General features: G+C 45.0%; 12 protein-coding genes. 5 read left to right on the forward strand and 7 right to left on the reverse strand.

Translation table 11 applies throughout. The annotated features are described in order from the left end of the window. Positions 1-484: 484 nt before the first annotated feature. A complete protein-coding gene (locus tag GL2_RS14900; RefSeq protein WP_143731390.1) occupies positions 485-664 on the reverse strand; it encodes a hypothetical protein in 180 nt (59 codons plus the stop codon). A gap of 605 nt (positions 665-1,269) precedes the next feature. Between GL2_RS14900 and GL2_RS14905 the strand changes: the two genes are divergently transcribed. After that, positions 1,270-2,274, forward strand: a complete 1,005-nt coding sequence (locus GL2_RS14905) for a hypothetical protein (RefSeq protein ID WP_143731391.1) — start codon at positions 1,270-1,272, stop codon at positions 2,272-2,274. Between the two features lie 135 nt (positions 2,275-2,409). Then, complete coding sequence (gene tnpA, locus GL2_RS14910) at positions 2,410-2,841, forward strand: IS200/IS605 family transposase (RefSeq protein WP_143731392.1); 432 nt, start codon at positions 2,410-2,412, stop codon at positions 2,839-2,841. A 468-nt stretch (positions 2,842-3,309) separates the two neighbouring features. Here tnpA and GL2_RS21970 read toward each other — a convergent pair whose 3' ends face one another. Further along, a complete protein-coding gene (locus GL2_RS21970) occupies positions 3,310-3,963 on the reverse strand; it encodes an IS1595 family transposase (RefSeq protein ID WP_370452156.1) in 654 nt (217 codons plus the stop codon). Positions 3,964-3,972: 9 nt separating this feature from the next. Beyond that, complete coding sequence (locus GL2_RS21975; RefSeq protein ID WP_232053634.1) at positions 3,973-4,230, reverse strand: transposase; 258 nt, start codon at positions 4,228-4,230, stop codon at positions 3,973-3,975. Between the two features lie 515 nt (positions 4,231-4,745). Between GL2_RS21975 and GL2_RS14920 the strand changes: the two genes are divergently transcribed. Continuing rightward, entirely contained in the window at positions 4,746-8,240 is a 3,495-nt protein-coding gene (locus GL2_RS14920; protein ID WP_143731393.1) for a hypothetical protein, read from the forward strand. A gap of 507 nt (positions 8,241-8,747) precedes the next feature. Here GL2_RS14920 and GL2_RS14925 read toward each other — a convergent pair. From GL2_RS14925 to GL2_RS14940, 4 genes are all read right to left on the reverse strand, one after another. Beyond that, positions 8,748-10,214, reverse strand: coding sequence for a ricin-type beta-trefoil lectin domain protein (locus GL2_RS14925; protein WP_143731394.1), 1,467 nt, complete (start codon positions 10,212-10,214; stop codon positions 8,748-8,750). A gap of 179 nt (positions 10,215-10,393) precedes the next feature. Beyond that, positions 10,394-10,858 (reverse strand): helix-turn-helix domain-containing protein, encoded by a 465-nt coding sequence (locus GL2_RS14930; protein ID WP_143731395.1) that lies wholly within the window; start codon positions 10,856-10,858, stop codon positions 10,394-10,396. 465 nt (positions 10,859-11,323) lie between these two features. Beyond that, complete coding sequence (gene maiA, locus GL2_RS14935) at positions 11,324-11,968, reverse strand: maleylacetoacetate isomerase (protein ID WP_232053635.1); 645 nt, start codon at positions 11,966-11,968, stop codon at positions 11,324-11,326. Between the two features lie 54 nt (positions 11,969-12,022). Continuing rightward, positions 12,023-13,153: a homogentisate 1,2-dioxygenase gene (locus GL2_RS14940; RefSeq protein ID WP_143731396.1), complete on the reverse strand. Its 1,131-nt coding sequence runs from the start codon at positions 13,151-13,153 to the stop codon at positions 12,023-12,025. Positions 13,154-13,427: 274 nt separating this feature from the next. Between GL2_RS14940 and GL2_RS14945 the strand changes: the two genes are divergently transcribed. Together GL2_RS14945 and GL2_RS14950 are read left to right on the forward strand one after the other, a co-directional pair. After that, positions 13,428-13,928 carry a MarR family winged helix-turn-helix transcriptional regulator gene (locus GL2_RS14945; RefSeq protein WP_143731397.1) on the forward strand — a complete coding sequence of 167 codons (501 nt, stop codon included), beginning with the start codon at positions 13,428-13,430 and terminating at the stop codon, positions 13,926-13,928. Between the two features lie 25 nt (positions 13,929-13,953). Then, positions 13,954-15,144, forward strand: coding sequence for an amino acid aminotransferase (locus GL2_RS14950; protein ID WP_143731398.1), 1,191 nt, complete (start codon positions 13,954-13,956; stop codon positions 15,142-15,144). Positions 15,145-15,195 lie beyond the last annotated feature (51 nt).

Below are 15,195 nucleotides of genomic sequence, written 5' to 3' on the forward strand. Positions count from 1 at the left end.
CGATATATTGACTCTGATTTGATGAGCAACCCGATATAACAAGGATCGCGAATAGTGAAAAGGATTTTATGTAATACAAGATAAATTCCGTAGGTGGTACTTGTGTATTGGTTAATAGTGAGCAGTGCCTCAAGATAGGATTTTACTTTAACTTTATAGGTGGATATAGCATTCTTAAAACAATAAGAAGCTAAATTTTTAGATATTCATGACTGGTTGGTCGCATATGCATGTGAGATAGTGGATGGACTTAGTCAGCAATCATGGGGGCCGGGAGGTGAGTCTGTGTCCAAAATACATTGAGTGTTTATGGGGGGAGAGTGTGTTGATTTTCCTTCTATGTGGCAGCAGGATATCTAACCTTGAGCGATGGGCGATAATTAAGAAAATGATTTTCTTGACCAATTTAAATTAATTACTTTCTTATTATCTATAGTAGTTAAGACTTGATCTGACGGTTACCGGTTTTTCAGAAGGTGTTCTATCAGACCAAATTTGGTTTGTGATTCCCCCTTTCGGCTTTTTTCATCTTCAATTGTTGCCATCCGAGTGCGATCTCAATATTTTTTGCCTTGGCCTTGGCCTTGGCCTTGGCCTTGGCCTTGGCCTTGGCCTTGGCCTTGGCCCTGGCGGGAACGATCATTGTTGTAATAGGTGCCTCCATCAAAATCGGTAAATCTCTCTTTCTCAAGAGAGGTGTGTCAGATTCGGCCTGAGCTAAAAGTAAATTTACCTAAGTGAGTCCGTGCGCTCGCTTTTCCTATGTATCGTTCTTAGATGTTGGTATAAACAATAATATTTGCAACCTTGCTTTTTTGCTCTCTATGGTTGAGCATATTGTGATTCAATTGGGTAGTTACACTTGTCTTCATCTATCTATGCTTTAGTAATAATATGGTTAGCAAAGTTACCATAAAGCCATTTATTGTTGTCTGTGCGTTTAATGCTATTAGCTGATTTTAGACAGTGGTGTTTGTTATCGATTAATTATCGAGTTATCGAAGCTTGGCTGGTTGGTATATGTCTGAATTTATGGCTTTTATATCTCTTTAGGGTTTGGCGCTTGTGTACCCCTGATGGTTGCTTTAGGTGTGTTCGGAGCCGTTCATTACCTATTTTAATAAATTAGAATTAATATTTTTTGAGTTTTCTTCTTGGTGGCTTTTGAGGTTGCTAGAATCTCGTGTGGTCAAGTAGGGAGTTTATCTATTTGGCTTAAAGTGGGCATTTCCAGATGTTATAAAGAAATTAATTTAAGAGTGGTGGAAAATGAATATTCAAATAATAAAATTTTTAACGTGCTTAATGGTTTTTTTTGGCGCTATCAAGGTCCAGGCGCTTGAGCCTAAATCAAATTTATCGGTGAACTTGGAGCGTGTCCGTTTTTGTCAAAATTTTTGGTGCACCCGGCAGGATACTCAAACTGAGTATCTTGCTTGGGAGCAAGAAGGTGTTAGTAACACTTATCAATTATATACTCAGATTGCAAGAGTGCGGCAGCCAGCGCGAGAAGATGTGCGGAATTTGGTATTTATTGCAGCTGGACAACAGCCACCAGGATACGGTTCTGAAAGTGCGGTAACAGGCCAGGAGGATAACTACAAAAGAAACTGTGGCATCTCAGAAAAATCCTGTCCCCGAAACATAGATGGCCGCTCCCTTGCTCGGCAGATTCTAGATTCAGAGCATTTTCCAGCAGATGATACCTTCTTTGCCGTAGCTTTTGATGCACAATTTAACTATTTGGTGAGTAGTGGTGAAAAATTTCGTATAGAAAGCGCTTACCTCAATTGGCTAAAGTCAAAAGCTTATGCTTCCAATCTTGAAAGCATCTACTTGGCGGGGTCATCCAGAGGTGGTTGTTTAGCAATGCGTTTGGCTAAAGCTCTGAGAAATGATCCAGAATTTCGTAACATTCGAACTATTGTTCATAGTTTTGATGGGGTCTGTAAGTGGGATCAGAATGAAATGGGGGTAACTTCTTCATTTTTTCGCAACCCGGAAAACTCAAAATACTTGAGCTACTATACAGATCTCAATGCTCAGTTTCCTTATAAAGATAATTTATATATCCGCCAATTGGCAGGTGGTGATGAAGTTATTGAATTTACAGGAGTGCATTCTTTTGTCTATGCGGCAGAAGATGTTAATTTAGGTTGGTATGCTCAAAGTTGGGTCAATTTGGATCATATCACTATTGATCGAGATATGTATCCAGCTGTAAGAGATCAAACCGTGGTACCTTTTCTACAGCATTTGGAAGAAATTTTTTAATCTGTTATGGTGGTTTTAATTAACATATAGGTAAACCACCGCCTCTAATAGTGAGACTCGACAGAGCTCTGCCGTTTCGGCGTGCAGGGTAAAAATATGGCCTCCATGAACCGGCAAGTTCTATAAGGCGGCCATATGCGAGATTGGTACTGCCAAGCTCATGTGAAACATTATTGGTACCACGTAGTATTTGTGCTCAAGTATCAAAAGAAAGCATTATTTGGGGCATTGAGACGAGAGATTGGAGTAACACTCCGAGGCTTATGTCGTAAAAAGGGCATTGAGTTAGTCGAGGGGTACGCAATGAGAGATCACATCCATTTATTGTTAATGATTTCTCCGAAGTTCAGTGTTTCCAATACGGTTGGATTCCTGGAAGGGAAATCTGCAATCCAGCTATTTCGGAAATACAAGCAGGTACAGAGAAATTTCACAGGAAGACACCTTTGGGCTCGGGGCTACTGTATGAGTACAGTGGGGCTTGATGAGCAGATGATTCGAGAGTACATCAAGAATCAAGAGGTTGAAGAGCACCGCCAGGAGCAGATGCAACTGGCGGGGTTGTAACTAGCCCCCTCTGGGAGCTTTCACCATACCACCCGCTATGCGGGTGGCTGTTGATTGTGCTTTTTCAAGCTGTGCTAAAAATAGATTTCTGAAGGCCGCGACAACACAACAAAGATCATGATGATTCAACTATGGAGGCCTTGAATAATTCCACGATTCCTCCGGCTTTCAGGGCGGCTCGCAATCAAGTCGCGATTTCGCAGAAATATCTAGTCTTTTTAAGAGGTTGCAACGCAGATAGTGAATTGCTTTGCTATCCCCGTAGGACGAGTCTTGAAGCCCACAGCTATTGCGTTGCAGGTCTTGGAAAGGACTGCGGCCATTCGCGGTGAGCTGTGACTATCATTTACAGCCTTCACGGTCCTTAGAGATATTGCGGTATTATTCACGGGCGCTCTAGATTTTCAGTGTTTCTAGTGCTGCTTTAAATAAGTTTCTAATTACCACTTATGCTAAGCCAATTTTCAGCTACCTTTCCGGCAATGGCGGCGTCCGAAGAGAGAGGTAAATAAGTCTTGGAATAAGTGCCGACAAGTCGAACCTCCGAGTAAATCGGTATTGAAATTCTGCCAAATAATGCTGTGCATATTTCGATTTAATTGAATGGTAGGTACTTCGAAGTACACTCTTTGAATTACCAAGTACCGTACTTACAAAATAAAATTCTGGCTCTTCAGCAGAAGCCAAACCACCACCACAAACTATCTTGTCATGCACGCAATCGGCCTCTGTAATGGCATTGAAGCATGGAGGCCCATCCGAGATAACTGTGCTGCCACTGCAAAGGTACTTTTTGCTCCAGTTAGAAATCTCACTGCTCTTGAAGTCCTTGATAATGGTGAGCTTGATACGGGATGGTGCATCGCTCCTTGGTTGTTTCAACATCAGCCACAAAGGGGGTTTTATCCTTGGCTCCGCGCCACGGCTTGCATCCAGTACGCTCACCACCGAGATAGGCTCATCCAACGCAATAAAACCGGACGGTTTGTACCCTTGGCCCCGCTCCATCATCACTTGCATGAATTTCTGTTTCGAACGCCATGCAGCGTTGTAAGAGATACCCAGATGACGAGCTAGCTCTATAGAGGAAATACCCTTCTTATCCAGGGTGATCGGGAAGATACTGAGAAACTAGGTAGTAAGGGGGAGCTTGGTGGAATCAAAAATCGCGGGAGAAGTAATCGAAGTCTGACGTCGACACCGGTTACATTGCTTAAGCTTTCGATAAGCGAGGTCACAATGTTTGTCATGTCCGCAGTAAGAACAACTAAAGCCATTGGGCCAACGCCACCGGCAGAGAGCATCGAAGCACTGTTCCTCGGTGCCGTATATTTTAAGGAATTGTGTCAAACTAATACCCTTCTGGAGCTGTACCTTGTTGCGAGCCATGGCGCATTCCCTTGCAGATCAACGAGATAACTGTATTTATATGCAGTTAGGTGTGACTTGGCAAGGATAGTAATTAGGAATAATTTTAATTATATTTTATAGCTTAAGTCTACTGATGATTTCTTGATATATTGTTCGTTAATTAGAAACACGTTATTGTGAAATTTGAAACAATGATTTACTGTCAGTTTCTAATTGTAAAAAGTTCTAGTTGTTATATTTTTGTGTGTATTGTTATTTTATACCAACTTTATTTTAAACAGTAGGATAAAATAATTTTTTCTCTGGATTGTTTGTGAAATTTGAGTTGATTGGATTAAGTTAATATTATTTTTTCGCCATTAGGGTCTCTTTGATTTACATATCTTTTTCATCAGGGTTTAGATTTTTTTTGGTAGGAAATGTAATGCTCTGTTGATAATTAACTTTCTTATTGATTATTTATTTGGCGTTAAGGGCGGGAGATCTTGTTCGGTATATCCTTTTATCAAAAAAATTAAATTTTGGATTTAGTTATGAATTTTAAGAGAGCTGGCCTGCATATCGTGTATATCATGCTTCTATTTAGCCTAATCATGCCCACATACGCTCATGCAGGCATATGGGATAATTTCACAAGCTGGATTACTGAAACCTGGGATAAAGTTGAGGAGAGTGCTGAAGAAACTAGCGAAGATGTAGTTACTACAGTAGAGGATGCCGCAACTGCCTCTGTAGGATTCTTAGTAGACACTGGTGAATGGCTATATGATGGCCTGACAAATTCAGTTGAGGGGTCACTTGATTTTTTCTTTGGGGTAGCTGATAACTCAGTTACCGCACTAAACTATTTTGGTCTTGATGTCGATATATCTGATTGGTTTAGCACGGGGCCCCGAAACTCTGAAGATGGCGCACAGCCGTGGACTTTAGCAGACTACGATACTCGATCATACCCAGCCTATCGAGCAGCCTTTCGTGAGCGCCAGGCAGCCTATATAGAGCGAGTTTTCGATTCAGCAAGAGAGGAGCCAAATAATGACCACATGGTTCTCAGGGCTTATCTTGGTTTGCCCTTGGATAGGGCAGCATTGGCTCAGCGATTAACAGAACTTTTCACTCCGGGCAAGCATGCTTATAAAAATCCAGACATGCAGTTGATTCTATATATTCGTGTGTTGGCGGAGAGTGATGAGTACGATGACTTGATTCTAAATGAAATTAGTAAGCTCCCTTATTGGCAGGACGAAGACACCGAGCGAGTACGTGTGTATACCTCTGAAAATCATGTGCTTATGTGGCTTTCCACTAGCTGGTTGTTATGGGAAATGGAAGGGTGGAATATTGGGGGCGGGCCACAGAAGATCAAAGAGCGCCTTATACGTTATTTAGAAGTTAAAAAACGATATGGTGTTTATGAGTCTACTTCAAATACCTATAGTGGATTTTCGATATCCGCGTTATTAAATCTTTACGACTATGCCAAGGATCAAGAGATTAAGGAGCTAGCCGGGCAGGTCGCATTAATATTTCTCAATGATATAGCTATGGTGACAAATGATCTTGGCGCTGCAACGGCTGCAGATTCAAGGGCCTATGGGTGGAGTTATGGAGGAGTAAACACTATGAAAAATAGCTTCTCAGAGTATATGGCATTAGTCACCGGCATGGGTCCACAGGTATTTACCGCTGGTAACCATATCGATATATTTGCCACGACTAGCCTTGATGTTAGCAGTGTTGCTTATAATCGTCTGGAAAAACTAAGTGGCGAGGTCAATATCAGCTATTACTCAGGCCACCCCATCAATGAGGTGGATTCGGTATGGGCAGGTCTAGATTTGCAAGATAAGATTATTTTTTCCCAATCTGCTGGTGCTTATGCTCATCCTGAACTGCTTGACGAAATGTTGGAATACTACCTGACGCCTGTTGCCGGATTAAATTTTTTCTTTGAAGATATTATCGTGGAATCCAATCTAGCAGACGATTTGGTTGATATGTCTGGAGTCCTGCTTACGGAGACCAGTGCGCCTTTTACTACCAGTTCTATAATTTCAGAAAAAACCTTGGATCTCTATCGCCATGGTGTAGTGCAGTTGAGCTCTTACCAAGATTACCATGCGGGCAATGCCGGTTGGCAACAACAGCCTTGGGTTGCCACAACCGGCACGCTTCAGGTTACCACACGTTCAGGAGCGGGAAATGGTGGTTGGAAAGCTGGTGGCCAGAATATGATGAATACGAACTTGCCCTATATTAAGCAAAACAAGAATGTGGCTCTGGTTTTGTACAAGCCGGCTATGGAGTTGCGCTTTATGGATGGCGTAGGTAACGCCACGGATTTTCTACCGATAGATGACTTTGTTACAGAATCAGTTAATTTAACTTGGCCAGCTGATAAGTTTGATGAAACATCCAGCTTCAATAACTGGTTATTTGCAAGAGAAGGGGAAGGTTACGTAGCTGTCTATCGTCATTGCCAGGATAAAAAAACCTTTATAGATCACGGAAAAACTATAGAGCTTTTCAGCTGCAATGACGACGAGCAGGTTTGGGCAACCGTTGTTGGTAATACTCAGACTCATGGAGATTTTAGTAATTTTATATTCACAGTTTCACAAGCCAAGATCCAGAGCAAGTGGCGTTGGAGTTGGGCAGATAAGCGACATGTATGGGAAACTACTCTTGAGGTAGACGGAAAAACACTGGGTTACAGCTGGGAAGCCAATGTCGATGATTTAACCGATCAGGAAATGTGGAATCTGGCGGGTGCCAATAGCTCTTCTACCATAGAAACGGCATCTGTACGTGGTTACCAGGTAAATGATGTAACTAGTAATTTGACTCGCACAGGCCAAGGTAACTGTGAAAGTTCCAATGATATTCTTCTACATCAAAATGTGAGCTACCATGGTCCTGATCCAATTATTTCACGAATATCGGAAGACGCTAACGGCGAGTGCTTTCTACTGAATGTTGAGGAGCAATCTTTGGATACTGAAACTGACCACGGCGGTGAGCAAATCGATGTGGTGCATTTTCAGAATCGACGTTTTGTTGGAGGGGAAGCGGATAAAGTCTATGCTGTAGACCACGAATGGACCACAGTTCAGCTGGATTTTAGCTATACCAACCCAGTGGTATTCACTTCTGTCATTGGTATCGCCGGTCCCGACCCTATTACGACTGAAATTCGCAATATAACCTCCAATAGTTTTGAGGTTCGGGTAGCAGAATTTTCATGGAATGATGGTGTTCACTTGCCTGAAACTGTGCATTATGTGGTGATGGAAGCCGGCACTTATACAACAGCTAATGGCGCTGAAATTCATGTGAATGCTGTATTGCTGGAAGATAATCTAACTGGTACCCCTGAGTTTCAAACCGTAGGTATTGATTTACAGGATTACGTCCTAGTGAGCCAGGTACAAGGCAAGAATATGAATGAAACAATTGGTACTCGTATCAAGGATAAACAAACAGGTTCTTTTGACATTAGTTTAATGGTGCAAGAGGCCCACAAAGAAAAAGGAGAAAATCTGCAAGCCGTAGTGGGCTATATAGCTATTGGTAAACCCGCACTTAAATCAATGAAAATTGCTTTAAGGGGCGCCCATGGTAAATATTTGACCGCAACTAATAATGGTGGTAGTGGGCAAACAGTCAATGCCAATGCTTCAACAATCGGAAGCCATGAGACTATTATTCTCAGCGGTAATAGCAACCAGCAGGGCTGCTTTGTCGATGGTGACGATGTGTGGCTGCAAACCACCGATGGTTATTATTATGGTGCCCAAGAATGGGGAGCACTTGATGTAGCCGTTTCTGCCAGATATAGCTGGGAAACATTTAAATTAATTAATCATACGGACAGAACAGGATGTTTGGAGGATGGTGATCGGATCTCCTTATTCAATGTCCGACATGGTAACTATATTGTTGCTGAAGGAAACGGTGATGCAAATGCAAATCGCAAGATTCTTGACTTATGGGAGATATTTACTGTACATAACCTGATCGTTAATTAAGCAGTACGAAATGGGCACCTCAACTAGATGTGGTGGGGTGCCTTAATTGATTATGTAGAATCTCTTTCTGGATTGGATTTTTGCACTCAAACTAAATGAGCCCTTTATATAGGAGGGCTTACCTGAGTGAGGGTTTCTATACGAGGACAGCTAGTCTGAACCTATGAATCTCTTAAGTTCCAGACTTGGATGCCGACTACACCTTGTATTCGCACTGCTGACAAGGCTTCCACTTATTAAGGATATTTCGGCGATTACTTTTACCTATGAAACCTGGATAGCCGCAGATGATGGCACTTTCGGTGACTGGAGACAGTCGGAACTGGCGAACTGAACTGACTGCTGGTTTAATTGGGTATGTTAAGAGATTTCTGCATACCCAGGTTAACAGACAGTTATACTGCAAGGTAGTCGATCTTTGGTCAATCTTAAGATCGACCCCTTTGCTAACTGCAACAATACTCCTCTTTATTCTTGACTCCTGAGAGTCCGAATAAAAAGTAACACTTAAAAGCTTGTTTGTTTCCATTCATTCACAGCACTCAGGGAAAATTTCTGTCCAGTGTCACTGCTGCTGCACTTATAAATTTGAAGTTGTTCTCCATTGTCAGCACTTGACCCAGGTGTATCAATACAGTATTGCCCGTCTTTGTCGCGATTTTGAATAATACCGCTTTCCTGTACCTGCCATTTTTCTGAATTGCCGCCGTCGCAATCCCACAGGTGCATTTTATCTCCGTTGTCAGCGGAGCCTGAGTTGTAGTCGACACAGTATTTGTTGTTGCCTTTAGGTCTTAACTGTCCCTCAGCGGTGTAGACAAACTGCTGTTCGTTACTCGAGCTGCAGTTGGCCAAAGTCAGGTTGGAGCCATTGCCATAGCCTTGAGAAACATTCATACAGAGATTTGGGTTTTGAATGGACTGGATACGAAAATAACCAGGTAGGCTTCTTCGCACACCGACAAAGGGTATAGCTTGGCTGGTATAGCTCGGCGTGTCGTTGACCGTATTTGGATCCATACCAATAGCAGTAGCGCCGTGTGCAACCGCGATATAGGAATAGCCAAAATCTGTATTGCTGAAATCGCCAGAGCTACTCCACAAATGCATTAATTGTTTACTGTTCGCCGCTTCATTGGCTGTTATTTGGTAATGATCGCCGGCTTTTACATTACCGCAAAATATCTTCTGGGAGCTGCTGGAATCCATGGAGTCGATATTGCCAGAAAACTCTTCAGGATCGGCAGTATCTACATCAGGGCAGAGGAAAGCATGTAATGGGTAGTTATCCAGTGCCGATTCCATACGATCATTGACATCGCCCGATTGCCCTCCAGTGAAAATTACCAGAACTTTTTTACCATTAGTGAAAAGCTCGCTGATAGTAGGCCAGCCGATACTCTTTAATGTGCTGCGATAATTTGTTGAAGTTGAGCTTTGTTTAAGGTGATTGATCATATCCTGGTAGCTGAACTGAAGACTCCCCAACTCTTGCTTGATATATTGATCCAGCAGATAAATCTCATCCGCATACCATGCTGCAAACCAATTGCTATTCGGCTTCATGTCAATATACAGCATCAGTGGGGCATCAAGCTCATTATTGGCAAGCCATGCTTTAATGTCGTCCAGGCAGTTTTCCAGGCGATCATCTCTGCCATTACTTTTACACATATGATTGCCGATATCACTCTGACCATGGGCGACATAGGGGCCGTGGCTGCTGCCTTGCCATGGGCCGTGATCGACTACATCCAGTTCAAGGGAGCGGAAGCCCTTATCCAGCCAGTCAGTTAGTGTTTCCCCACTGGCTAAACGCTCATAACTATTGTGGGGTTGCAGGTAGTAAAGCTGATCAACGCGATGGCTGGATTGTACTGGGTCTGCTACGGCTAGTATTGTGCTGGCAAAAGCTGTAGAGCTTAACATTGTCATAGCTGACAAAATAAGTTTGCTGAAGAAGGGCTTCGACATTGGGGTGTCCGCTTATGTTGAATGTTTTTTATTGCTATGGAAAGAAGTAGTTAAAGTTGGATTATATGAACAACTTATGAAGAACATATGACGCCGGGAAACTATAAAGAATACATCTGAACTTTTGCTGAGTTCCTCACAATTTCCGGCTTTTTAAGTGTACGTATTTTTAATGAAAGTTAGAGTTTCTTCCCCAGCCTCTTTTCCACTTGCTTTTTTTCCCACTCGGGCCCAAATAAGCTGAATACCTCAAATACACTCATGCCGTGAGATATTAAACCTATGCCCCAGCCAAGTGCGGCCCATAGTACCCAAAAGTAACCTGGCGATGTAATCAGATTCAGTATGAACAAGCCAATTATCACCAGTACATAGGTGATTACGTGGGAATAGAATGCCTTAATATCGCGAACGTGTTCTATAACCCGCTTTTCTCGGTCGGATATATCCTGCTCTGTATTCACTTCACTCTCCTGTAGCTCTGATAAGTCGATTTCAAAAACAGCAGCTAAAGCTTTTCGTGATTCTAGGCTAGGGTTTTGCCCTCGCTCTATTCTCTGGATAGTCCTGATGTTGAGCCCGCTTAATCTGGCCAGTTGTTCTTGAGACCATCCGCGTTGAAGTCTTAGCTTTCTGATGATCATACAGCTCCTTTAAATTGGCTTTTGGAGATATTTATAGTGAATTTCACAGCTGTCGGGAACTGGCATCTAGGTGACTTCGTTACGACATTATCTTTATTATCAATAAGTTAGGACCTGGTTATGCTGTCAGTTGATAGCGGTAACCCCAACTAAAACACTCTTTTTCCCTAGGCGGTGTGAGCGTTCCATTGTAGCTCGATACCTTATCAAATATCTGTGTGATAAGTTATTTAACGACCAAGCCAGCTTTAAATTTGAATGGGTTATCCTAACTAGATAAAAGTTTATGGTGACTTTTTGTGTTTGCTAAGCCGGCCGCTAGATATGGGTAATCAGAACTGGGTTTATTGCAGAATGATTAGCTCGATACTCGCTGAAAGTGGTATGAGCTTGCCCTCACTGATCGGTAAAGTGGCGTAGGGGCGCTTGGTTTTAACAAGTGCCCCTACGAACAAAATAACGTGGCTAGAGAGTGCTATCGGGTTGGTTTTCCGGGCGTGCATTGATAAAAGCCGGCAACTCATTACAGGCTTCGGCAATTTTCTGGATTTTGGGGTATTTAACCAAACCCATACCAAAGCGTTCAGCACTATAGACTTGAGGTAGCAAGCAGCATTCAAATAGACCTGGTTTGTCGCCAGCGGCGAACGGTTTGGGGTCTAGCTCTTGTTCCAATGCTGAAAAACCCAGGTGAATCCAATGTTGAATCCACTGTATTTTCTGCTCGTCGCTGATCCCGAGTTCGCCCTGAAGATACTTGAGAATACGCAGGTTCTGTATGGGTTGGATATCACTGGAGATAGTGTGAGCCAGGGCGCGGATGTGAGCGCGGTTTTCGCGTCCTTTCGGCAATAAGGGGGGCTGTGGGTAGGCCTCGTCCAACCATTCGAGAATAGCCATGGACTGGGTAAGGCTAAAATCATCCTCTTCAATAGTGGGTACCATCCCTTGCGGGTTGAGTGCTTTGTAGCTATCGCCGAGCTGTTCCCCTTTCACCAGATTGACTGGATGGTAGTTATACTCCAGCTCTTTCAGGTTGAGGCCTATGCGAACACGGTAGCTTGCTGAGGAGCGGAAATATCCGTAAAGGTCCATTTTCTTTCCTTTCATTCTTTGTTATTGCTTGGGTAAAAGTTAATTGTCGGCTTGATATTGTGCCCCGAGTCACTTTGCCTTCCATGAATTGACATAGTCTGCCAATTCTACCGCATGGGCGTCTGGCAATATGTCCCACGGTATACGGCTATCGATCATTACTGCGACTTCATCGGTTTCCTTCCTGGCGTGCTTGGCGCCGACGGCAAAAGCTTTTGGGTGTGGGCCATGGGTAAAGCCCATCGGGTGTAAGGTAAGCATGCCCGGATGAATATTGTCGCGACTGAAAAAATTTCCGCGATGGTAAAAAATCAGTTCGTCGTAATCGTCATTGTTATGAAAAAACGGCACCTTGAGCGCACCGGGGTCACTCTCCAGAGGGCGAGGGACAAAAGTGGCTACCACAAAATCGGGCCCAACAAAGGTAGTGTGTGCTGAGGGGGGAAGATGGTAGCGATGGCTCATTAGTGGGCGTATATCCCGCCAATTCACCCGCACAGCCAGGTTGTCACCGGTCCAGCCGATGGCATCCAGTGGGTTAAAAGGATAAATAATCGTGGAGAGTTGCTGGCGGGCTTTTACAATCACCCGCCATTCAGTATCACCTTGCTGGTTCTGAAATGCGTCGTCAATTTTGGGCACGTCCAGGATTGCCTGATCGAAAATCGCATTGGGGCCCAATATCCCTTTTTCTGGAAGCTGGAAATGACCGCCGCTCGCCTCCACCATCAGAAGTTCCAGAGGTTCGTCTTGGGTGGGTACCAGGCGCCACATAGTACCGCGCGGCAGGATAATATAGTCGCCATCGCGGATATATAGGTGGCCGAAATCGCAAAACAGATCACCGCTGCCATTGTGGACAAAAAGCAGCTGATCTCCATCGCCGTTACGCACCAAGTGATCCATAGGCTCGTAACAGGTCCACAGGCCGATAAGGCTGTTATTGTTGCGCAGGATTGGCTTCTGATCCCAGGGGCTACCCCCTTTGTGAGTCATTTTTGTACCGTCAAAAGCGTGAGGACGTAGTGGTCCCTCAAATTTGCTCCAGCCGGTCGGGGGATGGCCGTGGTAGAAATGGGTGCAGGGGCCAAAGAAACCTTCCTTGCCCATCTCCCTTTCAAAAGTATTGGCTGGAAAGTCTGCGTGGGCTTGGCGGCTGGTTGTGCCTTCAATGCGGGGAAAGCGTATCCACTTGTTCATGGGCAGCCTCGCTTCTGCTTGGCAGGGCGCTTATCGGCAGGTGGAAAGTTGATCGTTTCTACAGCAGTGTCGCGCATATTTCTTGCGTTTAACCGGCATTGGGTTAACAAAGATGGCGCAAAAAAACCTATACTGTGCGACCAATTTTGTCCGGTGCTCCAAGTAAACCCAGCGTAATAATTGCACGCGCAGTGGTTACAATTGAAACCAATGTTAGTTAAATTGGGCATCTGGTACAACCCGGATTTGCAGACAGGCAGGTGTGAGAGCAGCCATGATCAATGACCAAAATACGCCGGTAACGGCAGTAAAACAGGATGAGTTGCGCCTGGAGAAATTTTTGCCGTACCGCCTGTCGGTACTCTCAAACCGTGTGAGTAACGCCATTTCGCAAGCATATGGTGCACGCTTCCATCTCACCATTCCCGCTTGGCGCGTGATGGCAATCCTTGGGCGCTTTCCCGACCTCTCAGCCGCGGAACTGGTAGAACAGACAGCCATGGATAAAGTGGCAATCAGCAGAGCGGTTTCTTCTCTACTGAAGAATGATTACATCACTCGCAGCGAAGACCCTGCGGATCGTCGGCGCCAGGTCTTGAACCTGTCTGAGCTGGGGCGTGAAGTCTACGCACGCATAGTTCCGCTGGCGCAGCAATACGAAAATGATTTGATTGCCTCGCTCTCCACGGAGGAGAGGGAGCAACTGGATGGCATTATCGAAAAACTGATGGTTCGCGCGAAGGAGTGGTCTGAGCGCGGCTTGATTGATGAATAAATAGGATAAATAAAGGAGTTTTCAGATGTTTGAGCATTTAAGCAGCCTCCCGCCAGACCCCATCCTGGGTCTGCTGGCCAGTTACCGTGCGGATGAAAACCCCAGCAAAATCGACCTTGGTGTAGGGGTCTACAAGGATGAGGCCGGCCATACTGCGGTTTTGCAGGCGGTAAAGGAAGCTGAAACGCGGCTTCTGCATAGCGAAGAGACTAAAGCCTATATTGGTCCTGCTGGCACGCCAGGCTTCAATTCTGTGATGCAGGAGCTGGTACTGGGCGCCGGACACCCCGCGCTGGTCGGAGGCCGCGTGCGTTCTGCCCAAACTCCTGGTGGTTGTGGCGCCCTGCGCGCTTTGGCGGAACTGATCAACCGGGCCAAGGCAGGGGCCACCGTCTGGGTGAGTGATCCTACTTGGGCAAACCATGTGCCGTTGCTGGGTAACGCTGGTTTGCAAATCAAGAGCTATCCCTATTACGACCGTGCGACCAGCAGTTTGCAGTTCGACAAGATGGTGGAGACTCTGAAGAACGTGGGCGAGGGCGATGTGGTCCTGTTTCACGCCTGCTGTCACAACCCCTGTGGCGCGGACCTGTCCCGTGAGCAGTGGAAAGTGTTGGCGGAAATGGCCCAGAAGCAGGGCTTTACCCCGTTTATTGATATGGCATACCAGGGTTTTGGGGAAAGCCTGGAGGACGACGCCTATGGCTTACGCCTGATGGCGGAATCTGTACCCGAAATGCTGGTAGCGGCTTCCTGCTCCAAGAACTTTGGCCTATACCGTGAGCGCGTTGGCCTGGCCATGGTGATTTATGCTGATGCTGAGAGCGCCGATAAAGGCCACAGTCAGATGTTGAGTGCGATTCGTGGGAACTATTCCATGCCACCTTCTCACGGTGCAGCGATTGTGGAATCTATTCTTACAGATGCAGGCCTTAAGGCTAACTGGGAAGCGGAGCTTACTGAGATGCGTGAACGCATCAACGGGCTGCGTGCTGGTTTGGTAGAGGGCCTTGCAGCCGCTGGGGCTGCCGGCGATTTCGGATTTATCCGTCAGCAGAAAGGCATGTTCTCCTTCCTGGGTATCAGCCCGGAGCAGGTGCAGCAGCTTCAGAGTGACTATTCCATCTATATGGTGGACTCCAGCCGCATTAGTATTGCCGGCTTGAGTTCCAATAATATGGAATACTTCTGTAAGGCAGTTGCCAGCGTGCTGTAAATTCGGCACATTTGGGGGTGAGCTGAATACTCACCCCTTAAGATTTATCCA

It is taken from the genome of Microbulbifer sp. GL-2 (assembly GCF_007183175.1).
Lineage (GTDB): Bacteria > Pseudomonadota > Gammaproteobacteria > Pseudomonadales > Cellvibrionaceae > Microbulbifer.

What these genes read in the sequence shown, in the direction of transcription:
- maiA (WP_232053635.1), bottom strand. Translation starts at nt 11,968, where the DNA reads ATGAAAGGAAAGAAAATGGACCTTTACGGATATTTCCGCTCCTCAGCA.
- GL2_RS14945 (WP_143731397.1), top strand. Translation starts at nt 13,428, where the DNA reads ATGATCAATGACCAAAATACGCCGGTAACGGCAGTAAAACAGGATGAG.
- GL2_RS14900 (WP_143731390.1), bottom strand. Translation starts at nt 664, where the DNA reads ATGGAGGCACCTATTACAACAATGATCGTTCCCGCCAGGGCCAAGGCC.
- GL2_RS14905 (WP_143731391.1), top strand. Translation starts at nt 1,270, where the DNA reads ATGAATATTCAAATAATAAAATTTTTAACGTGCTTAATGGTTTTTTTT.
- tnpA (WP_143731392.1), top strand. Translation starts at nt 2,410, where the DNA reads ATGCGAGATTGGTACTGCCAAGCTCATGTGAAACATTATTGGTACCAC.
- GL2_RS14940 (WP_143731396.1), bottom strand. Translation starts at nt 13,153, where the DNA reads ATGAACAAGTGGATACGCTTTCCCCGCATTGAAGGCACAACCAGCCGC.
- GL2_RS14920 (WP_143731393.1), top strand. Translation starts at nt 4,746, where the DNA reads ATGAATTTTAAGAGAGCTGGCCTGCATATCGTGTATATCATGCTTCTA.
- GL2_RS14925 (WP_143731394.1), bottom strand. Translation starts at nt 10,214, where the DNA reads ATGTCGAAGCCCTTCTTCAGCAAACTTATTTTGTCAGCTATGACAATG.
- GL2_RS14950 (WP_143731398.1), top strand. Translation starts at nt 13,954, where the DNA reads ATGTTTGAGCATTTAAGCAGCCTCCCGCCAGACCCCATCCTGGGTCTG.
- GL2_RS14930 (WP_143731395.1), bottom strand. Translation starts at nt 10,858, where the DNA reads ATGATCATCAGAAAGCTAAGACTTCAACGCGGATGGTCTCAAGAACAA.
- GL2_RS21975 (WP_232053634.1), bottom strand. Translation starts at nt 4,230, where the DNA reads ATGGCTCGCAACAAGGTACAGCTCCAGAAGGGTATTAGTTTGACACAA.